Here is a 19,054-nt window from a genome sequence, read left to right on the forward strand (position 1 = left end):
CCATGGCCCTGCGGCGGAGGACGATGCTGGCTGCGGCGCCGCTGCTGGCCCTGGCGGCCTGCTCCGAGACCGACGGCGAGACCGCCAACCGCGTCAACGAGATCAACCGGGACCGGTACGTCTCCGGCGACGGCTCGAACTACCGGTGGCAGGAGCCCGAGGACCGCTTCCCGGCCCCCCGGCTCACCGGCACCGCCGTCGACGGCACGACCGAGATCGACACCGACGACTGGGCCGGGTCCGTGCTCGTCGTCAACTTCTGGGGCTCCTGGTGCGCGCCCTGCGTGGCCGAGGCGCCCCACCTCGTGGAGGCCGCCGCCGAGTTCGCCGACCGGGACGTGCGGTTCCTCGGCGTGAACATCCGCGACACCGACGACGCCGCGCTCGCCTTCGAGCGCCGCTACGGCGTCGACTACCCCTCGATCTCCGACGCCCCCGGCCGGGTCGCCGACCAGTTCGTCGAATACGGGCTCTCCCCGAACGACATCCCCGCCACGATCGTCATCGACGCCGAGCACCGCGTCTTCTCGATCTGGCGCGGTGAACTCGACGACGCCGCGACGCTCATCGCCGACGTCGAGCAGGCCCTGGAGACCTGATGCACCCGCCCGGCCCCCCGAACCCCGCCGACCGAGAGGCACTGGAGTCCTGATGCGCACGCCGTCGAAACCCGCCGTCCGCAAGGCCGCGAAAGGCGCGGCCATGGCCGGCACCGCCGCCCTCGCCGCGCTCGCGGTCGGCACGCTCGTGAAGCGCCGCATCAGCGACCCCGCCGCCGACCGCGACGACTCGCCGCGGGAGGCGACCGAGTGAACCCCGCCGAGACCGCCGCCTCCGGGCCCCTGCTGCTCGCCTTCGGCGTGGCCGCGCTCGCCGGGCTCGTCTCCTTCGCCTCGCCCTGCACCCTCCCCCTCATGCCCGGGTACGTGTCCTATGTGACCGGCATGAGCGGCCAGGAGCTCGCGAAGGACCGCCGCACCGGCCGCATCCTCACCGGCGCGCTCCTGTTCGTCGCCGGGTTCACCGCCGTCTACACCACCATGGTCTTCGCCCTGCAGAGCGCCGGACGCGCCCTCCTCACCAACGCCGCCACCCTGGAGACCGTCGCCGGGATCGTCATGATCGCCATGGGCCTCATGTTCATCGGCCTCATCCCCGCCCGCGGCGGCTTCGCCCCCACCTGGCGGCCCGCCGTCGGCCTCGCCGGGGCCCCGCTCTTCGGCGCGGTCTTCGCGCTCTCCTGGATCCCCTGCACCTCGCCGGTGCTCGCGGCGATCACGAGCCTCGCGGTGATCCAGGACGGCACGGCCCGCGGCGTCGGCCTCATGGTCGCCTACTGCGCCGGACTCGGCGCGCCGTTCGTGCTCTTCGCCGTCGGCATGCACCGCCTCGCCGGAGCCCTCGACTTCCTCAAACGCCACGGCCGCGCCATCTCGATCGCCGGCGGCGCCATGCTCTGCCTCGTCGGCCTCGCCCTCGTCACCGGCGCCTGGACCGGCCTCATGAACTGGCTGCGCGCCACTGTGGGCGTCGGGGTGAGCCTCCTGTGAACGCCGACGACCGCCGCCGCGCCCCCGCCGAGGTGCGCGTCCCGTGACCGCGACCCTCGCCCCGCCGCCGCGCAGCAGGCCCAGGCCCCTCAAGCGCCTCCGCGCGTTCGGCCGCCGCTGGTGGCACCAGCTCACCTCCATGCGCACCGCCCTGCTGCTGCTCCTCGCGCTCGCCCTCGCCGCCATCCCCGGCTCCGCGTTCCCGCAGCGCGCCATCAGCGCCGTCGACGTCGCCGACTACTACACCGAACACCCCGACCTCGCGCCCTGGCTCGACCGGCTGTGGGCCTTCGACGTCTACACCTCGCCGTGGTTCTCCGCGATCTACCTGCTGCTCATGATCAGCCTCGTCGGCTGCATCGTGCCGCGCCTCGGCGTCCACTGGAAAGCCCTGCGCGCCGCGGTCCCCGACGCCCCCAAGCGGATGTCGATCCTCCCGTACCACCGGGTCCTCCCCGCCGACCCGCACGGGGCCATCGCCGGCCAGTCCCGCGCGCGGGCCGTCCTCAAGCAGCGCCGCTGGCGCACCGCCGTCCGCGAGGGCGACGACGGCGCCCTCACGATCGCCGCCGAGAAGGGCTACCTGCGCGAGACCGGGAACCTCCTGTTCCACACCAGCGTCATCTTCATGCTCGTCGGCGTCGCCCTCGGCAGCCTCATGAGCTGGTACGGCAACCGCATCCTCTCCGAGGACAAGTCCTACTGCAACAACCTCCAGCAGTACGACGAATACGGCCTCGGCTCCTGGGTCGAGGAGACGAGCCTCCCGCGGTTCTGCCTCACCCTCAACAGCTTCGACGCCGAGTTCACAGGCGGCGGCCCCACCGCCTACGACGCCGACGTCACCTACGAGACCACCGGCGAGGACGGGACCGAGACCGGGGACTACGCCCTCGAAGTCAACCACCCCTTGAACATCGACGGCACGAACGTCTTCCTCATCGGCCACGGCTACACCGCCGTCGTGACCTACACCGACCGCTACGGCCAGACCCAGACCCTCCACCAGGAATTCCTCGCCATGGACCCGGCGATGAACTCCGAAGGCGCCTTCAAGTTCCCCGACGCCAACTTCAACCCCGACACCGGCGACGTCGACCCGGACGCCGAAGTCGGCTTCGACGCGATCCTCGTCCCCACCTACGACGACGCGACCGGGATGCTCCTGGGCACCGACCCCGAGCCGAACAACCCCGTGCTCGCCCTCACCGCCTACACCGGCGACCTCGGCCTCGCCGACGGCCGGCCCGAATCCGTCTACGCCGTCAACGAGGACCAGATCGCCTCCGGCGAACTCGTCCAGGTCAACGACGAAGTCGAGGTCATCGGCGTCGGCGACGCCATGACCCTCCCCGACGGCTCCAGCCTGACCTTCGACGGCGTCGAGCAGTACGCGGTCCTCCAGGTCCGCCACGACCCCGGCGGCCCCGTCGTCCTCGCCGGCGCGATCCTCCTGCTCGGCGGCCTCCTGCCCGCCCTCGCCGTGCGCCGCCGCCGCTTCTGGATCCGCTGGAACCCCGACGGCACCGTGGAGACCGGCGGCCTCAACCGCAACGACTACGACGGCCTCGACGAGGAATGCGACGAGCTCACCGCAGCCATCGCCCCCGCCTACCGGCCGCCCCAGCAATCCGAAGAATCCGACGACTCGATCGGGAGCCAGCCATGACCGGTGCCGAAGCCGCGAACGCGTTGTTCGTCGCCACCATCCTGACCTACGCGGCCGCCATGTTCGCCTACGCGGTCGAGTACGCCTTCGACAAGCGCGCCCCCAAGCGCGCCGGACGGCTCGCCGCCGTCGGCTCCGCCACCGACGACGCCCCGCCGCCGGCCGCGACCGGCGAGGCGCCCATCAGCCCGTCCGCCGCGCGCGGCGCCGGCCGCCTCGGCCTCGTCCTCACCCACCTCGGCACGGCCGCCCTCGCCGCCAGCATCGTCACCCGCGTCGTCTACACCGGACGGTGGCCCTGGGGCAACATGTTCGAGTACACCGTCGGCGTCGCCCTCGCGGGCATGGTCACCTGGCTCGTCCTCGTCGCCAACGGCAACGTGCCCCGCCGCCTCGGCCTCTTCGCCACCTTCGCGGTGACGATGGTCCTCGGCACCTCCGTGCGGGTCTACACCGAAGCCGGGCCGTTGGTCCCCGCCCTCGACTCGTACTGGATCGTCATCCACGTGACGGCCGCGATCGCCTCCTCGGGCATCCTGCTCATCGGCTGCGTCTTCGCGATCCTGCACCTCGTGAAGCGCCGCTACGACCGCCAGGTCTCCGACGGCAAGTCGATCCGCTTCCCGCTCAACATCGCCGAGCGCCTCCCCGACGCGACCGCCCTGGAGCGCCTCACCTTCAAGATCCACGTCTTCGCGTTCCCGCTGCTCACCTTCGGCATCCTCGCCGGAGCGGTCTGGGCCCACTTCGCGTGGGGCCGCTACTGGGCCTGGGACCCCAAAGAGGTCTGGGCCTTCATCGCGTGGGTCGTCTACGCCGCCTACCTGCACGCGCGCGTCTCCGGCCGGTCCGCCAAAGCGAACGCCCCGTGGATCGCCATCCTCGGCTACGCGGTCATGCTCTTCAACCTGACCGCCGTGAACCTCGTCTTCAGCGGCCTCCACTCCTACGCCGGCGTCTGACCGCGCCCACTGCGGTCCGTGACGGACCGATCTCCGCACCTATATATAAGGCATGGAACGGGAACGGCCCCCATCCGATCGGATGGGGGCCGTTCCCGCTGCTTGACGAATGCGCGAACTGAGGATCAGCGCCGCGGGGCCTGCCGCGGCGTGATGTCGTAGTGCTCGGCGGTCCGCTCCAGGTCTGCCTGCTGGAACGAACGCTGCGTGCGCGCCCCGGGCCGGTCCGGAACGATCATCGGACCGTCCTGACTGCCCATCGGCGCCTGCAGCGGCCGCGTCGGCCGCTGATCCGGGACGTACCCCTGCGACCGCTCCGATTTGTTGCGGACCCGTCCCGCCCCGCGCGGACGCGGCCCGCCGCGCAGCCGGTCCACCGGGATCGCGCCGGTCGCCGTCGGCAGGACCTCCTCGTCCTCGACCTCGATACCGAGCTGGTCCCGCTTGGTCACCATCTTCGGCTGCGTCCCCATGAGCGCGAACAGCAGCACGATGATGCCGATCGTGGCGACACCCAGGATCGGCAGGGTGAGCATGATCGGGTCGATCCCCGACACCGAGTTGCGGCCCTGGTCGTAGACCGTCACCCGCACCCCGGCCATGCCCGTGTAGTGCATGGCGGAGATCGCGCTCGCCATGATCACCGCCGCGGCCGACTGCCACCGCCAGCCGTCGAGGTACATGCCGCAGAACAGGGCCGCCGTCGCCGCGACCACCGCGATCACCACCGAGGCGATGAAATAGCCGCGCTCGTGGGCGATGTGCCCCGAGACGTTGATCGCCGCCATGCCCGAGTAGTGCATGATCACCACGCCGATGCCCGTGATCGGGCCGGCCATGAGGATCTTCGCGACCGTGTTGCGCCGTCCCGTGCCCGCCACGAGCAGACCGAAGAACACCGCCCCGATCGAGGCCAGCAGGCTCAGGAACGTCTTCATCGGGTCATAGGCGATGTCCGACTCGACGACCTTGAACCCGATCATCGCCGTGAAGTGCATCATCCAGATCGCCGTGCCGCCCAGCGCGAACGCGGACAGCGCGATCCACTGGACGCGTCTGCGGGCGGACTTCACCCGGCCGTCCTGGCGGCGGGCCTGCGTCATGCACATGAGCGCCAGGATCGAACCCGCGAAGGCGAATCCGAAGGCCATGATGGGATTGATCCAGCCGTACGTGAAGTGACTGACGTGTTCCACCCTTGGTCTTCCTCCCCGGGCTCGGCCCGTATTCGGAATGGGGCGCGCAAACGTTCTCGCGCGGTTTGAAATTTATACGACTACTGTCCGGCGGCATCCGCAAGACGGACAGTTGCACTAGGACGGTCATTTCGGTCGATCGCCCGCCGATCACCGGATTCCCGGTCGAGCGACGGCGACGCCAGCACCCCGAACACCATCCCCACGATCGCCACGAGCGCCAGGATCAGGATCGGCAGCAGCAGCACGAGGGGGCTGATCCCCGAGACGTCCGCGCGCGGCGGCCCCTCGACCGTCACCGCCGCCATCCCGGTGTAGTGCATGCCGACCACCGCGACGCTCATGACCGCCGCGGCCAGCGCCATCCCGCCGCGCCGGTCCACCACCGCCGTGAACCGCAGGGCCACCGTCGAAGCGACCACCGCGATCGCCACCGAGGCCGCGACCAGCGTCGAGTCGTAGACGACCCGGCCGCCCGTCGAGATCGCCGCCATGCCCGTGTAGTGCATCCCGACCACGCCCGCGCCGCACACCAGTCCGCCGAGGACCAAGCGCGGCCAGCCAGCGCGCTCGCCGCCGGACACGAGCAGCCCGACCCCGACCGCGGCGACCGCGAGGCCGAACGAGGCGCCGGTGAGCCCGGGGTCGTAGGCGATGTCGGCGCCGGTCACGGTGAAGCCGATCATCGCGATGAAGTGCATCATCCAGATGCCGACGCCGCCGATGGCCGACGCGGCCATCAGGGTCCAGCGCAGGCGCCCTCCGGTGGAGGTCGCGGCGCGGGCGTAGCGGGAGGCCGACAGGCCGAGGAAGGATCCGGCCGCGGCGAAGGCGAGGCCCATCACGGGATTGAGCCAGCCGTAAGTGAAGTGGTGGTGCTCGAGTGTCGCTGCGAGCAGGTCCATGGGGTTGCCTCCTGGAAGGTCGTGGGTCAACCGTGCCTAATGGAGAACGAAGTCTGTCGCACAACCTGTGCGAGTTCCGCGAGGAACCGCGCTGGTCATGACGAACCCGTCCCTCGGGCGTGTTCCGAAGACCGCGCTCGGTGACTGGACTAAGGTGGCGAAACGGTCATCACGGGGGGTGGTCGCGACGACGCGGTCCGTGTCATTGTCGGGGGAGTCGGCGCCGGGGTCCCGGGATTCTCCGGGCGGGACGGCGTCGCTCGTCCGAACAGCCGGACTTCTCGTCCGATCAGCCGAATACCACATAGGCACGTGTCCGAAAGATGAGTGTATCTTGGGATTCGCCCTGCACCGCGATGGCATACGGGGGCGCGTTCAGTACTCCAGTACGCCCCTGGATTTCGCCGCCCACTTTCGTCATGATGGAATCTGCTGGGCTTCACATGCCGCCCCCGCCGCCCCGGCGGCCGGACGGCAGCCGGCGGGCGCCGTCGGCCCGAGACCGACCCCGGCCCGGCACGGGCCCTTCGGTCTGACACAGAGGACCACCCCAGGAGGCTAGACAAGGTGAGCAAGCGCAGCTCGAACCGTGCGGGTTCAGCGGCTCGACGAGGACCGCTCGGCCTGCCCCGCATCGCAGACATGCGAATCCGGTCCAAGCTGGGACTGATCCTCCTGGTGCCCCTCGTGGTGCTCGTGGCCGTCGCGAGCCTCCGCCTCTACGACCTGGCCGACCGCGTGTTCGAGTCCGGCGACATGGTGAAGCTCGTCGAGTTCAACACCGTCGTCGCCGAACTCCGCTACGACCTCCAGCGCGAGCGGTCCCTGCTCGTCACCAACCTGCGGCTCGACCAGGACCACGTCGCCGGCATCGACAAGGCCCTCTACGACGAGACCGCCGTGTCCGCCCAGCAGGCCGAGACCGACGAGTCCCTCGAAGGCTTCAACACGCAGGCCGAGCAGCTACCGGCCCTCTCCGACGACATCGACAACCGCATCGACGCCGTGCACACGCAGTACGAGAGCCTGCGGCAGATCCGCGAGCAGGCCAAGCAGGACGCCGGCGGCACCTCGATCGACGCGACCTCCCGCGTCTACCAGCGGCTCATCGCCGAACTGGTGACCATCACCGACATCTCCTCGCGCATCGTCAACGACCCCGACATCGCGCGGAACCTCCAGGCCATCGCCGCCGCCACCACCATCCTCGAGACCCTCGAGGAAGAGCGCGCGATCGCCATCAACGTCGGCGACGGCCGCCGGTTCATCAACGCCACCCGTTGGCAGAACTTCATCTCGTACGCGAAACTGCGCGAGACGGCCGAGGACGAGTTCAAGACCGTCGCCGACCGCGACGAGCAGCTCTCGTTCTTCTTCAGCGAAGGCGGCCTCAACACCGCCGCGGCCCAGCCGGCGCTCGAGTTCGAGAACGCCGCGGTCGCCGCGGACACCTCGGACCCGCTGTCGGTGAACGCCGAGGTCATCGACTCCTACAACGCGATCCTCGACAACGGCCTGCGGTACATCACCGACGAGTCCCGGCAGGTCCTCGAGGACGCGCGGAACGACCTCAACGCGCAGGTCTTCCAGCTGCTGCTCGAAGCCGTGCTCATCCTGGCGGCCTTCGTCATGGCGACCGTGATCGCCCTGCTCATCGCCCGCAACATGGCGACCGGTCTGCGGCGCCTGCGCGAGGGCGCGCTCGACGTCGCCCACGTCAGCCTGCCGCAGGCGGTGGCGCAGATGCGGGACGCGGAGACCATCGGCAACCGGACCCCGGACGAGGTCGCGGCCGACACGGGCGCGGTCATCGACATCGACCAGCGCGACGAGATCGGCAACGTGGCGCACTCGTTCAACATCGTCCACACCGAGGCGATCCGCATCGCGGCCGAGCAGGCCGCCCTGCGCGCCAACGTCTCGCAGATGTTCATCAACCTGGCCCGCCGCTCCCAGAACCTGGTCGACCGGCTCATCGGCCACCTCGACCACCTGGAGCGCGGCGAGGAGAACCCGGACCGCCTGGCCGAGCTGTTCCAGCTCGACCACCTCGCGACCCGCATGCGCCGCAACGACGAGAACCTCCTGGTGCTCGCCGGCGCGGACTCCACCCGCCAGGAGCGCTACCCGGCGCCGATCGGCGACATCCTGCAGGCCGCCCAGTCCGAGGTCGAGCAGTACACCCGCATCGAGTTCGGGAACCTGGAGGCCGAGCGGGAGATCCGCCCCGCCGCCGTCAACGACCTCGTGCACCTCATCGCCGAGCTCATGGACAACGCGACCGCGTTCTCCCCGCCGGAGTCCCCGGTCCTCGTCGAGGCCGAGCAGATGCGCACCGCCGAGAGCCCGCAGGGCGCCATCCGGGTGCGGATCAACGACGTCGGCATCGGCATGCCCCCCGCGCAGATCGAGGACATCAACCGGCAGCTGTCGGAGTCGGCGGACGTCATCGACCTCGCCTCCTCCCGCATGATGGGCCTGGTCGTGGTCGCGCGCCTGGCGCGGCGCCACGACGTCCGCGTCGAGCTGCGCGCCGGCGAGCAGCGCGGCACCGTCGCCGAGGTCATCCTCGGCGAGGCCGTCCTGACCGAGCCGCGGCTCCCCGAGCGCGGCATGCGCTCGGGCGTCCCGCTCGACGCCGGCTCCTACGACGGCGGCGAGACGATGTCGCTGCAGGGCCGCGACGGCGGCCCCCGCGGCGAGCTCCTCGGCGGCATGCACTCCGGCGAGCTCCCGCGCGTCCCGGAGAGCCCCGCGGGCCTGTTCGACACCGTCGCCCAGCCCGGGCCGCACTCCCCGCCTCCGCCGCAGCAGCAGCCCCTGTGGCAGCCCAGCGCGCCGCAGCAGCCCTCGCGTCCCCCGGAGCGGCCCACGCCCGTCGAGCCCTTGACCGGCGAGCAGCAGCTGCACCGCCAGCAGCGCCAGGCCGACGAGGAGCCGGGCTTCATGTTCCGGCCCGGCGGCCTCGACGAGGAGCGCAAGGCGAACGGCAAGGTCATGGAGGTGACCGGGGAGATCGTCTCCTCCGAGCACGTCGCCCTGCCGAAGATCCAGTTGGAGGCCTTCACGCCCGAGCCCGAGCCGGCCCCGCCGTCGTGGCCGGACGTGGCCGCCGGCCCCGGCGGCACCGAGGCCCCGCGCGCGGCCAAGAAGGACCGCGTGTCCGCCCTGGACGCCACCACCGAGCTCCCGATCTTCCGCGAGGTCGAGTCGGCCTGGTTCAAGGCCGTCACGCCCGCGCCGAAGAAGGTCGAGGACGATGAAGCGCCGTCCGGCGCGTCCGACGAGGCCTCCCCGTTCGTGTCGGCGAATTCCGAACCGTCCTTCCGCTCTGCGTCGCAGTCGCCCGCGGAGGTGGCGGAGACATCCGCACCGCGCTACGCTGACCAGTCAGAAGCGGCCGAGTCCCCCGCCCAGGCTTGGGAGGCGGCACCGCACACCCCTCCGCAGCCCACGGAAGGCTCGCCCATGCACAGCACGCCCGCCGACGAGCCGGCCGCCGCCCGGAGCGCGGAGCCGGGCCTGGAACGCCGCCGCCTCACCTCCCCCGAGTCCGAGAGCGGCTCCTACGCCTGGCGCACGGCGGCCGACGACGGCTGGTCGCGGGTCGACAACGCCTTCGCCGAAACGGTCGTCGACGAAACGACCACGGCGGGACTTCCCAAGCGCCGCCCCATGGAACGCCTGGTTCCCGGCAGCGTGGAGGAATCACAGGAGACCGTCAGCGCGCAGAAGCGCAACCCCGAGGGCATTCGGGGCCTGCTGTCGGCCTATCACCGTGGCGTGCAGCGAGGACGTGGCAATGACGGTAACTGAGTCGCTGAACCGCAACACGGCAGACGCTACTAAGGAGCGCAAACGATGAGCACTGGTGGAACCTCGGTCCAGGACCTGGGCTGGCTGCTGGCCGGCTTCGCCGAACGCGTGCCGGGAGTGGCGCACGCCGTGGCGGTCAGCGCCGACGGTCTGCTGCTGGCCTCCTCGCGGGACCTGCCCCGGGACCGGGCCGACCAGCTGTCGGCGGTGACCTCGGGGCTGGTGAGCCTGACCCAGGGCGCCTCCCGCTGCTTCGAGGGCGGCGCCGTCCTCCAGACGGTGGTCGAGATGGACCGTGGCTTCCTGTTCCTCATGTCCATCAGCGACGGCTCGTCCTTCGCGGTGCTGGCCTCGAAGAACTGCGACGTGGGCCAGGTGGGCTATGAGATGGCGCTCCTGGTCGACCGCGTCGGGCAGGCCCTCACGCCTTCGGCTCGAAGCTGAGCCGAAGCCGATCCGGCCGCGGCTCAGGCGCGTTTGGCGCACGGGCGTGCGGCACGGTAGGCTCCACTCGATGCGGTAAGCAGCACGAGTGGGACGAACTGAACAACCAACCCCTCCGTCGCATCCCCAGGCGACGGGCCGGTGCTTTCCCTGGCACCCGGTACACGGATAACTGACAAGACTGCGGCACAAGGATTGTGGGATCTGCGGGTCGCGGTTGGAGGTAACAATGGTCCTCGGTGGTGATGAGCCGACCGGCTCACTCGTCAGACCGTACGCGGTCACGCGCGGCCGTACGCGGCCCCAATTGGAGATCGCCCTGGAAGCGCTGGTGGAGACCACCGCGCGCGGCCGGTCCGGGCAGTTCCTCGGCGGCAGGGAGCAGAAGGTGATCGTCGATCTGTGCGGCGGCCGCCTGCAGTCCCTCGCCGAGATCGCCGCACGCATGGAGGTGCCCCTCGGCGTCGCCCGCGTGCTGGTCGCCGACATGGCGGCCGACGGTTTGTTGGCAGTGCACGAACCCACCGGTTTCGACGCGGACGGCGGCGACGGATCGGTCGGAACCGAGCTCCTTGAGCGTGTCCTCAGTGGACTCAGGAGGCTATAGACCCTAATGAACTCACCCGCAGACACCTCTCGTGTGACCTCTGCCAAGATCGTCATCGCCGGAGGCTTCGGCGTCGGCAAGACGACCTTGGTCGGATCGGTCTCCGAGATCACCCCGTTGACGACCGAGGCGATCATGACCTCCGCCTCCGAGGGCGTCGACGACAACAACCTGGTGCCCGACAAATCCACGACGACGGTGGCGATGGACTTCGGTCGTATCACCATCGACCAGGACCTCATCCTGTACCTGTTCGGCACGCCCGGCCAGACCCGGTTCTGGTTCATGTGGGACGAACTCGTGCGCGGCGCCATCGGCGCCATCGTCCTGGTCGACACCCGCCGCCTCGCCGACTGCTTCTCGGTGATCGACTTCTTCGAGCACCGCAAGCTGCCCTACCTGGTGGCGGTGAACTGCTTCGACGGCAAGCAGCTCCACGAGCTCAACGACATCCGCGACGCCCTGCAGATCTCGCACGACGTCCCCGTGATGTACACCGACGCCCGGAACCGCGAGTCCACCAAGCAGGTGCTCATCAAGCTCGTCGAGTACGTGCTGTCGATGCGCCGCACGCGCACCGTCGGCGTCCACTAAGTGCCCACAAACGGACGTTGACGACCGTCTAGGCTGACCCGACCACCTGGACCATGCTTGAAAGGACCCGAGGCCGCCCGCCTCGGGTCCTTTCCGCATCCCCGGGAGGGCTCACCCGGCCGCCCGCACGCGGGCGCGACCGGTCGACCCGAGACCGCCCACGACCACCGCCTGCGTCCAGGCCGAGCGGTCACTCCGAGCGCGACGCCCCGCTACAGGCCCTCGGACCGCCGCCGGCCCGCGTGTCGGGCCGGGGTCGTGCCGACCACCCGCTTGAAATGCCGCGTCAGGTGCGACTGGTCGTGGAACCCGGTGGCCGCCGCGACGGCGTGCGCCGGCTGCCCGTTGAGCAGCAACCGCCGCGCCCGATCGACCCGGCGCGTCACCAGGTACTGGTGGGGCGTGATGCCGAATTCGCGGCTGAAGGCCCGGGTCAGATGCGCCGGATGGGCGTACAGCAGACCCGCGGCCTCCCGCAGCCGCACCCCCGAGGTGATCCGCTCGTCCAGGAGGTCGCGCATCCGATGGGCGAGCCGCCGATCCCGTCCCGGCTCGGCGGCGGTGAACCGCCGCAGCAGATGCCGCCGCAGCCGCTCCGCGATCAGCTCGACCCGACTCTCCGCCTCCAGCTCGTCGCCGCGAAGCTTCAGGACCTCGTGGAGCCGGTGGATCTCCTGCCGCAGCGCCGGGTCGGTGATCGCCGGGCCGTCGACCGCCCGGCCGATGAGCGTCTCGTCCAGCAGCGTGGCATCGAGGTACAGCACGCGCTTGCGGAACCCGTGCGGCGTCGCCGACTGCCCGTCGTGCGGCACCTGCGGGGGCAGCAGGGTGACCATGCCGTCCAGTGCCCCGTGCTCGTGCCGGTCCAGGTCGTAGCGGACCATGCCCTCGTCGATGATGAGGAGCGTCCAGGTGTCGTGGACGTGCATGGGGTAGGCGTGGTCCGTGAAATGGGCATGGAAGGCCTCCGCGATCCCGCCGACGGCCGGACGCCACGCCGTGACCTCAGGACGGACCATCACGTTAAGAACGTACAAGACGGGTGCGCCCGCGCCTTCGTAGCGTTGCCCCCATGGAACGAGAGAGCGCACCCGTCCGATTCGACACCAAGATCGCGGTCCTGCTCCGCGAGGACCTGGCGACCTGGCAGCGCCTGAATGTGACGGCATTCCTGGTCAGCGGCATCGGCTCGGCGGAGCCGGAGGTGATCGGCGAACCGTACGCGGACGCCGACGGGATCGAATACCTGGCGATGTTCCGCCAACCGGTGTTGGTGCTCGAAGGCTCGAAGGAGCATCTGAGCGCCGCCCACGCGAAAGCCGTCAAACGCGGTCTGACGCTTTCGGTCTTCACGACGGAACTGTTCACCACCGGCAACGACCAGGACAACCGCGAGGCGGTCCGCGAAGTCCCGACCGACAAGCTCGACCTCGCGGGGATCGGCCTCTACGGGCCGCGCAACGCGGTGGACCGAGTCGTCAAGGGCGCCCGCATGCACCCTTGAGGATTGAACCTTGAGGGCTGAAGCGACCACGAGGTGAGCGGTCGAGCGGGCGAGGCCACTTGGCTGTCGGCGTGCGGTGGTGGCCGCTGTACAGGCGGGCGGCGGCGATGAGGCGGGGACTTCCCGGGGTCCGTTCTGGAAGGCGTTGGCTGCCGTTCCGCCCCCGCCCTGCGACCCCGCCCCTCCCGTCCCGCGCACCCCGTTCCGCCCCATACGAAAAGGGCCCCAAGGCATATCGCCCTGAAGCCCTCTCTCAAGCTCTCGCTGCTCGTCCTAACCCGGCCGTTAGACGACCTTCGGGATGGAGCCGGTGTTCGTCAGGGCCTCGTTGAGCAACGGGCCCACCTGCATCGTGAACTGGCCCAGCTCGTACCCGAGCTGCTCCCGATCGCACTGCGACACCGCGAGCAGCGTCAAGCAGATCTGCGGACCCACCGGCGCGGCCAGCAGCACGCCCTCGGCCATCTCCACGATCACCTGCTGCGTCGGCCCGTGGTCCATCGACCGCCCAGCGCCCTCGCCCATCGACAGCAGACCCGACCCGATCCCGGCGAGCTGGTCCGCGCGCTCCTTCGGGAGCCCCGCCGACACCGCCAGCGGCAGCCCGTCCACGCTCACCAGGACCGCATGCGACAGCCCCGGCGTCCGCGCCACCAGGGACCCCAGCAGCATGCTCAACGAACGCTCGTAAACGCCGAGGTTGGCGCTCATCGGGCCGCCATCCTCTCCGTCCGCGCGGCCGTGCCGGGGCGTCCGCCCCGGGCCCGGCCCCAGCCCTTGAAGTAACCGGCGGTGTTCTGCGCCAGTACTTCCGGGTCGCGGTCGATCGGCTCGTCGAACCGCGGGTTCTCGTCGGCCACCACCGCGCCGGGCACCAGGTTCGCCTGGGGCTTCCTGCGCGGCAGCCCGGCGGGCGTGGTCGGCTCCTCGGTCTCGGGGGCCTCGGTGACGTGGCGGGCGGTGCGCCAGCCGTCGTCGCCGGGGAGGTTCCACGACTCCGGTTCGGGCTCCTCGCTTTCGGGCCGCTTGAACCAGGCGCTGCGGGCCTGGCCGAGGATCAGCAGCCCGTCGTCGTCGTTCATGAGGCTCGCGACGTCGACGATGTTGACGTCCTCTTTCGGCTGCCACGGGTGGCGGCGCGCCTCCGGCTCGGGCTGGCGCATGCTCTCGGACTGGAACGCGTCGCTCTGGTCCTGCGGCAGCTCGGCCGGCTGCGCGCGGCGGCGGCGCCTGATCGAGCGGGTGTGGCTCTCGCCGTCCACGGGCTGCGAGTACGAATCCGGCAGCACCTGCGTCGCTTCGAGGTCCGCGGCGATCACCGAGTGCAGCTGCGAGGCCGGGTCGAGGGCGCGCAGGCTCTGGCGGTCCGGCAGGTCGCCCGGAAGGCGGACGGTCCGGTGCGTCTCCGCGCCGCGGTGGCGCGAGGGCGCCTCCTCGGCGGCCGCGGGGACGGCCTCGGGCTTGGGGCGCTTGGCCTGCAGGAGCCCGATGAGCCCTTCGAGCGAGCGGTCCCAGGCCGAGACGGCCTCGGCGGTGGCCGACACGGAGGGCGCGACGGACGGGTCGTCCCCGCCGCCGATCTCGCGGATCGCCTCGGTGAGCGCGCCGGCCATCGCGGCCACCTGGCCGGGGTCGGCGACGGTGGCGAGGTCCGCGGCGAGCTCTTCGGTCGAGATGGACTGGAGCGCACCGGGCTGCGGCAGCCGGGTGAGGATCGCGACGGCGTTGGCCTCGCTCGGGTCGTCCCAGGCGGCCAGCGCCGCCGGGAAGACCGCCCGCAGGAGGCACGTGAGCGCCTCTGCCGCGTCGTGGCGGGCTCGGGCGGCCGAGGCCACGGTGTCGAGGATGGGCCGCAGAGCGTTGATCTCAGGGCGCGCGGCGTACGGCTGGCCGTGGACCTCGCCGGTGGCGAGCCCGCGCGCCATGGCGATGGCGTCGTCGAGGGCGTCCTTGGAGCGGGAGGCCGGGCTGGCGGCGCGGACGACGAGGTGCCCGGCGGCGGCGGCGTACTCGGCCAGCTGGGCGACCTCGCCGTCGACCGCCACGGAGGCGGATTGGCCTGGGGCCGATCTGGCGAGGAGGCTGTTGAGGCGGACCCAGCCGCGGGGGTCGTCGCCGAAGGTGTCGGTGGCGATGAGGCCGCCTCCGGCCGCGACGAGTGCGACCGCGCAGGCGGTGTCGCCGTGTCCGGCTCCCGCTACCTGCTGGTCGATGGTGATGCCGCAGAACACTTGCACCCGCGGAGCTCCTCTCGTGGGGCGCACCCGAAGAGCGCCGGCCCCTGTCGGCGGGGCTTGCGCCCGGCCCGTTTTTACCAGTCCGTTATCAGTTTTCCGCAGAATACTCGGTTCTGCAAGCGGAGAGCCGGTGCGGGTTCTGGCCGAGCGGGAAACTCATAGCACACATTTCCGTCATTTTCCCGACAGCGCTGACCAGGGAATTCCCTTATGGATCAACGCATTGGTGCCGACGTGATCACATTGCGGCGGCACGGGGAATCGGACTCGGCGTATGAGTCGGCATGGGCTGTTCGGCCGAGGGGCGAACGCGCTATCCGCGCCATTCCACATGGTCGTTGATCTTGCCGATGACGCCGCGCCAGGCGATGGCGGCCTGCTGCGCGTCGTACTTGCGCAGGCGCCGCTTGGCGAGCTTGCCGCGCAGGCCGCCTTCGACGACGACGCGGAAGGCCTCGTCGAGGTCGTCGAGGGGCGATCCGGGGGAGAGCGCGCCGATGATCGAGGTGTTCTTGAGCGCGTAGCCGAGGTCGCGGCCGACTTCGGCGGCCTTGATGAGGAGTTCGGGCTCCCAGGCGTCGTGGCCGCCGCGGAGGTTGGCGACCACCAGGTCCAGCTCATAGGTGTCGTCTTCGTCACAGACGATGTCGTCGACCGTGAGGCGTTCCTGCAGTTCGCCGTACTCCTCGATGACGGCGAGGTCGTGGTCCGACTGCTCCCTGACGTACGCCACCAGCGCCTCCGGCTCGCGGAAGACCAGCAGCTTCCCCTTGCGGGTCAAGAAGACCGGGACTTCCTCGGGCTCGGCGTCGAGGGCGTCCTCCTCGTCGTCGGCCTCGATCGCCTCGTCGGCGAAGTCGGCCGCGTCGGGCTCGGGGGCGTCCTCGTCCTCGGCGTTGTCGGCGATGTCGGGGCGCTCGTCGTCGTCGGTCTCCCCGGCCGCCGCGTCCGCCTCGTCCGCTTCGGTCTCCTCGGCGTTCCCGGCCCCGGGGAGCGTGTCCGACATCCGGTAGGCGCGCAAGGTGAAACCGGAGTCCTTGCCCAGGTGGAGTTCCACCGGGTCGACGCTCGTCTCGTTCCAGAGCTTGTCGGTCTCGGCGCTGCGCGCCGGGACGTCCGAATCGGCCGCCATGTCGCGTCCCTCCCGTAAGTCGTCTAGCTCGGGACAGCCTACGACCTCGCGACACGCCGCATCGCATCCGGTGTGCGCTTTTCTCAATGGAATACGCGAAAAGGCCGCGCCGCTCTCGCGACGCGGCCCTCGCTTTCGACTGCTAGTACGCGCCTCCGGCGGCGGCCGCCATGCCGGCGGGGTGCCAGACGGTCTTGTACTCGGTCCACTGCCGCAGCAGGTCGAGCGGGCTCCCGGCCTTGCCGGGGCGGCGGACGACCTTGAGCGTCTCGGCGGCGGCGGCCTCCAGGCCCGCGGCGAGGTCGGCGTCCGCCACGCCGCCGAGGTCGAGCCCGTTGACGTCGGCGTGGGCGGCGAGGTGCGGCGCGACCTCGGCGACCTTGCCGCTGAGGAGGTTCACGACGCCGCCCGGCAGGTCCGAGGTGGCGAGCACCTCGCCGAAGCTCAACGCGGGCAGCGGCTTCGCCTCGCTCGCGAGCACGACGACGGTGTTCCCGGCGGCGATCGCCGGGGCGACGGCCTCGACGAGGCCGAGGAGCGGGTCGTCCTGCGGGGCCACGACGGCGACGACGCCGAGCGGTTCGGGCTTGGTGTGGTTGAAGTACGGGCCGGCCACGGGGTTGGCCCCGCCGAGCACCGACGCGTACTTGTCGGTCCAGCCCGCGTAGTGTACGAGCCGGTCGATCGCGGACTCCACAGTCGACAGCGCCTGCCCCGGTTCGGCGCCGGTGGCGTCCGCGAGCTCCTCGGCGAACTGCCCGGCGCGGCCTTCGAGCATCTCGGCGGCCCGGTACAGGATCTGGCCGCGCAGGTACGCGGTCTGCCCGGCCCACGGCCGCTGCGCCTTGCGGGCGGCGGCCACGGCGTCGCGGGCGTCCTTGCGGCTGGCGAGCGCGGCGTTCGCCAGTTCGGTGCCGTCGGGTCCGCTCACCGGGTAGCTCCTTCCGGACTCCGAACGGGGGAACTTCCCGCCCACGTACAGCTTGTAGGTCTTCTTGACGCGCAGTCGGTCAGACATCGAGGTAGGCCTCCAGCCCCTGGCGGCCGCCTTCGCGGCCGTAACCGGACTCCTTCAGGCCGCCGAACGGGCTGGCGGCGTCGAACTGGTTGAACGTGTTGGCCCACACCACGCCCGCGCGCAGCCGCTCGGCCGCCCACAGGATCTTGGAGCCCTTCTCCGTCCACACCCCGGCCGAGAGCCCGTAGGGGGTGTTGTTGGCCTTGGCGATCGCCTCGTCGGGCGTCCGGAACGTCAGCACGCTGAGGACGGGCCCGAAGATCTCCTCCTGGGCGATCCGCATGGACTGCTGGACGCCGGTGAAGACGGTGGGCCGGAACCAGAAGCCGCGCTCGGGGAGGTCGCAGGCGGGCTGCCAGGCCTCGGCGCCCTCGCCGGCGCCGGTCTCGGTGAGCGCCCGGATCCGCGAGAGCTGCTCGGCGGAGTTGATCGCGCCGATGTCGGTGTTCTTGTCGAGCGGGTCGCCCACGCGCAGCGTCTCGACGCGGGCCTTGAGCCGCTCGAGCACCTCGTCGGCGACCGACTCCTGGACGAGGAGCCGGGAACCGGCGCAGCAGACGTGCCCCTGGTTGAAGAAGATGCCGTTGACGATGCCCTCGACGGCCTGGTCGAGCGGCGCGTCGTCGAAGACGATGTTGGCGGCCTTGCCGCCCAGCTCCAGGGTGAGCCTCTTCGTCGATCCGGCGACGGTCCGGGCGATCGCGCGCCCGACCGCGGTGGAGCCGGTGAACGCGATCTTGTCCACGGCGCTGTCGACGAGCGCCGCGCCCGTGGCCCCCGCGCCGGGGAGGATGTTGACGACGCCCGCGGGCAGGTCGGCCTCCTGGCACAGCTCGGCGAACATGAGCGCGGTCAGCGGCGTGGTCTCGGCGGGCTTGAGCACCACGGTGTTCCCGCACGCGAGCGCGGGCGCGATCTTCCACGCGAGCATGAGCAGCGGGAAGTTCCACGGGATGACCTGGCCGACGACGCCCAGCGGCCGCGGGTCCGGCCCGAGGCCCGCGTAGGCGAGCTTGTCGGCCCACCCGGCGTGGTAGAAGAAGTGCTGCGCCGCGGTCGGGACGTCGAAGTCGCGGGTCTCCTTGATGGGCTTGCCGTTGTCGAGCGACTCGGCGACGGCGAACTCGCGGGCCTTCTCCTGGAGGAGCCGGGCGATGCGGAACAGGTACTTGCCGCGTTCGCTCCCGCTCATGGGGCCCCACACGGCCTCCTGGGCGCGGCGGGCGGCGGCGACGGCCTTCGCGACGTCGGCCTCCCCGGCCTCCGCCACCGTGAAGAGCGCCTCCTCAGTGGACGGGTTGACCGATTTGAAGACCGCCCCGTCCTCGGCGTCGACGAACTCGCCGTCGACGAACAGCCCGTAGTGCTCGTTGATCTGGGGCCGCACCGACTCGGGCGCGGGCGCGTACTCGAACATCGC

At 70.9% G+C, this 19,054-nt stretch carries 18 protein-coding genes; 10 read left to right on the forward strand and 8 right to left on the reverse strand.

Going from position 1 to position 19,054, the window contains the following annotated elements; all coding sequences use genetic code 11:
• The first annotated feature begins 2 nt into the window (after positions 1 to 2).
• The 5 genes from K3N28_RS06425 to ccsB are packed head-to-tail and all read left to right on the forward strand — an operon-like array spanning position 3 to position 4,181.
• Positions 3 to 599: a TlpA disulfide reductase family protein gene (locus tag K3N28_RS06425; RefSeq protein ID WP_228091661.1), complete on the forward strand. Its 597-nt coding sequence runs from the start codon at positions 3 to 5 to the stop codon at positions 597 to 599.
• 52 nt (positions 600 to 651) lie between these two features.
• Positions 652 to 813, forward strand: coding sequence for a hypothetical protein (locus K3N28_RS06430; RefSeq protein ID WP_228091662.1), 162 nt, complete (start codon positions 652 to 654; stop codon positions 811 to 813).
• Positions 810 to 1,550, forward strand: a complete 741-nt coding sequence (locus tag K3N28_RS06435; RefSeq protein ID WP_228091663.1) for a cytochrome c biogenesis CcdA family protein — start codon at positions 810 to 812, stop codon at positions 1,548 to 1,550. The genes K3N28_RS06430 and K3N28_RS06435 overlap by 4 nt, the downstream gene beginning before the upstream one ends.
• A 43-nt stretch (positions 1,551 to 1,593) precedes the next feature.
• On the forward strand, positions 1,594 to 3,219 hold the full coding sequence (locus tag K3N28_RS06440) for a cytochrome c biogenesis protein ResB (RefSeq protein WP_228091664.1): 1,626 nt from the start codon (positions 1,594 to 1,596) through the stop codon (positions 3,217 to 3,219).
• Entirely contained in the window at positions 3,216 to 4,181 is a 966-nt protein-coding gene (gene ccsB / locus K3N28_RS06445) for a c-type cytochrome biogenesis protein CcsB (RefSeq protein ID WP_228091665.1), read from the forward strand. Before K3N28_RS06440 ends, ccsB begins: the two co-directional genes overlap by 4 nt.
• Positions 4,182 to 4,306: 125 nt before the next feature.
• Here the strand turns inward: ccsB and K3N28_RS06450 are convergent, their stop codons facing one another.
• Positions 4,307 to 5,377, reverse strand: coding sequence for an MHYT domain-containing protein (locus K3N28_RS06450; protein ID WP_228091666.1), 1,071 nt, complete (start codon positions 5,375 to 5,377; stop codon positions 4,307 to 4,309).
• 80 nt (positions 5,378 to 5,457) lie between these two features.
• Complete coding sequence (locus K3N28_RS06455; RefSeq protein ID WP_228091667.1) at positions 5,458 to 6,282, reverse strand: MHYT domain-containing protein; 825 nt, start codon at positions 6,280 to 6,282, stop codon at positions 5,458 to 5,460.
• A gap of 642 nt (positions 6,283 to 6,924) precedes the next feature.
• On the opposite strand from K3N28_RS06455, the gene K3N28_RS06460 reads away from it, so the two are divergent.
• From K3N28_RS06460 to K3N28_RS06475, 4 genes are all read left to right on the forward strand, one after another.
• Complete coding sequence (locus K3N28_RS06460; protein ID WP_228091668.1) at positions 6,925 to 10,098, forward strand: nitrate- and nitrite sensing domain-containing protein; 3,174 nt, start codon at positions 6,925 to 6,927, stop codon at positions 10,096 to 10,098.
• 45 nt (positions 10,099 to 10,143) lie between these two features.
• Positions 10,144 to 10,542 (forward strand): roadblock/LC7 domain-containing protein, encoded by a 399-nt coding sequence (locus K3N28_RS06465; RefSeq protein ID WP_030161947.1) that lies wholly within the window; start codon positions 10,144 to 10,146, stop codon positions 10,540 to 10,542.
• Positions 10,543 to 10,771: 229 nt separating this feature from the next.
• A complete protein-coding gene (locus K3N28_RS06470; RefSeq protein WP_091048505.1) occupies positions 10,772 to 11,149 on the forward strand; it encodes a DUF742 domain-containing protein in 378 nt (125 codons plus the stop codon).
• A gap of 6 nt (positions 11,150 to 11,155) precedes the next feature.
• A complete protein-coding gene (locus K3N28_RS06475; protein ID WP_304608693.1) occupies positions 11,156 to 11,743 on the forward strand; it encodes an ATP/GTP-binding protein in 588 nt (195 codons plus the stop codon).
• A gap of 212 nt (positions 11,744 to 11,955) precedes the next feature.
• Here K3N28_RS06475 and K3N28_RS06480 read toward each other — a convergent pair whose 3' ends face one another.
• Positions 11,956 to 12,762, reverse strand: a complete 807-nt coding sequence (locus K3N28_RS06480) for an AraC family transcriptional regulator (protein WP_228091950.1) — start codon at positions 12,760 to 12,762, stop codon at positions 11,956 to 11,958.
• 53 nt (positions 12,763 to 12,815) lie between these two features.
• On the opposite strand from K3N28_RS06480, the gene K3N28_RS06485 reads away from it, so the two are divergent.
• Positions 12,816 to 13,247, forward strand: coding sequence for a DUF2000 domain-containing protein (locus tag K3N28_RS06485; protein ID WP_228091670.1), 432 nt, complete (start codon positions 12,816 to 12,818; stop codon positions 13,245 to 13,247).
• Positions 13,248 to 13,532: 285 nt separating this feature from the next.
• Here the strand turns inward: K3N28_RS06485 and K3N28_RS06490 are convergent, their stop codons facing one another.
• The 5 genes from K3N28_RS06490 to K3N28_RS06510 all read right to left on the reverse strand — a co-directional run bounded on the left by K3N28_RS06490 (position 13,533) and on the right by K3N28_RS06510 (position 19,051).
• A complete protein-coding gene (locus K3N28_RS06490) occupies positions 13,533 to 13,958 on the reverse strand; it encodes a roadblock/LC7 domain-containing protein (RefSeq protein ID WP_228091671.1) in 426 nt (141 codons plus the stop codon).
• Positions 13,955 to 15,484: a hypothetical protein gene (locus K3N28_RS06495; protein WP_228091672.1), complete on the reverse strand. Its 1,530-nt coding sequence runs from the start codon at positions 15,482 to 15,484 to the stop codon at positions 13,955 to 13,957. The genes K3N28_RS06490 and K3N28_RS06495 overlap by 4 nt, the downstream gene beginning before the upstream one ends.
• Before the next feature lie 313 nt (positions 15,485 to 15,797).
• Positions 15,798 to 16,616: a hypothetical protein gene (locus K3N28_RS06500; protein ID WP_228091673.1), complete on the reverse strand. Its 819-nt coding sequence runs from the start codon at positions 16,614 to 16,616 to the stop codon at positions 15,798 to 15,800.
• 142 nt (positions 16,617 to 16,758) lie between these two features.
• Positions 16,759 to 17,634, reverse strand: coding sequence for an aldehyde dehydrogenase family protein (locus K3N28_RS06505; protein WP_228091674.1), 876 nt, complete (start codon positions 17,632 to 17,634; stop codon positions 16,759 to 16,761).
• Positions 17,627 to 19,051, reverse strand: coding sequence for an aldehyde dehydrogenase family protein (locus K3N28_RS06510; protein ID WP_228091675.1), 1,425 nt, complete (start codon positions 19,049 to 19,051; stop codon positions 17,627 to 17,629). The genes K3N28_RS06505 and K3N28_RS06510 overlap by 8 nt, the downstream gene beginning before the upstream one ends.
• Positions 19,052 to 19,054 lie beyond the last annotated feature (3 nt).

This window comes from Glycomyces sp. TRM65418 (genome assembly GCF_019710475.1).
Taxonomy (GTDB): domain Bacteria; phylum Actinomycetota; class Actinomycetes; order Mycobacteriales; family Micromonosporaceae; genus Glycomyces.

What these genes read in the sequence shown, in the direction of transcription:
- K3N28_RS06425 (WP_228091661.1), top strand. Translation starts at nt 3, where the DNA reads ATGGCCCTGCGGCGGAGGACGATGCTGGCTGCGGCGCCGCTGCTGGCC.
- K3N28_RS06430 (WP_228091662.1), top strand. Translation starts at nt 652, where the DNA reads ATGCGCACGCCGTCGAAACCCGCCGTCCGCAAGGCCGCGAAAGGCGCG.
- ccsB (WP_228091665.1), top strand. Translation starts at nt 3,216, where the DNA reads ATGACCGGTGCCGAAGCCGCGAACGCGTTGTTCGTCGCCACCATCCTG.
- K3N28_RS06455 (WP_228091667.1), bottom strand. Translation starts at nt 6,282, where the DNA reads ATGGACCTGCTCGCAGCGACACTCGAGCACCACCACTTCACTTACGGC.
- K3N28_RS06460 (WP_228091668.1), top strand. Translation starts at nt 6,925, where the DNA reads ATGCGAATCCGGTCCAAGCTGGGACTGATCCTCCTGGTGCCCCTCGTG.
- K3N28_RS06465 (WP_030161947.1), top strand. Translation starts at nt 10,144, where the DNA reads ATGAGCACTGGTGGAACCTCGGTCCAGGACCTGGGCTGGCTGCTGGCC.
- K3N28_RS06470 (WP_091048505.1), top strand. Translation starts at nt 10,772, where the DNA reads ATGGTCCTCGGTGGTGATGAGCCGACCGGCTCACTCGTCAGACCGTAC.
- K3N28_RS06475 (WP_304608693.1), top strand. Translation starts at nt 11,156, where the DNA reads ATGAACTCACCCGCAGACACCTCTCGTGTGACCTCTGCCAAGATCGTC.
- K3N28_RS06480 (WP_228091950.1), bottom strand. Translation starts at nt 12,762, where the DNA reads ATGGTCCGTCCTGAGGTCACGGCGTGGCGTCCGGCCGTCGGCGGGATC.
- K3N28_RS06485 (WP_228091670.1), top strand. Translation starts at nt 12,816, where the DNA reads ATGGAACGAGAGAGCGCACCCGTCCGATTCGACACCAAGATCGCGGTC.
- K3N28_RS06490 (WP_228091671.1), bottom strand. Translation starts at nt 13,958, where the DNA reads ATGAGCGCCAACCTCGGCGTTTACGAGCGTTCGTTGAGCATGCTGCTG.
- K3N28_RS06500 (WP_228091673.1), bottom strand. Translation starts at nt 16,616, where the DNA reads ATGGCGGCCGATTCGGACGTCCCGGCGCGCAGCGCCGAGACCGACAAG.
- K3N28_RS06505 (WP_228091674.1), bottom strand. Translation starts at nt 17,634, where the DNA reads ATGTCTGACCGACTGCGCGTCAAGAAGACCTACAAGCTGTACGTGGGC.
- K3N28_RS06510 (WP_228091675.1), bottom strand. Translation starts at nt 19,051, where the DNA reads ATGTTCGAGTACGCGCCCGCGCCCGAGTCGGTGCGGCCCCAGATCAAC.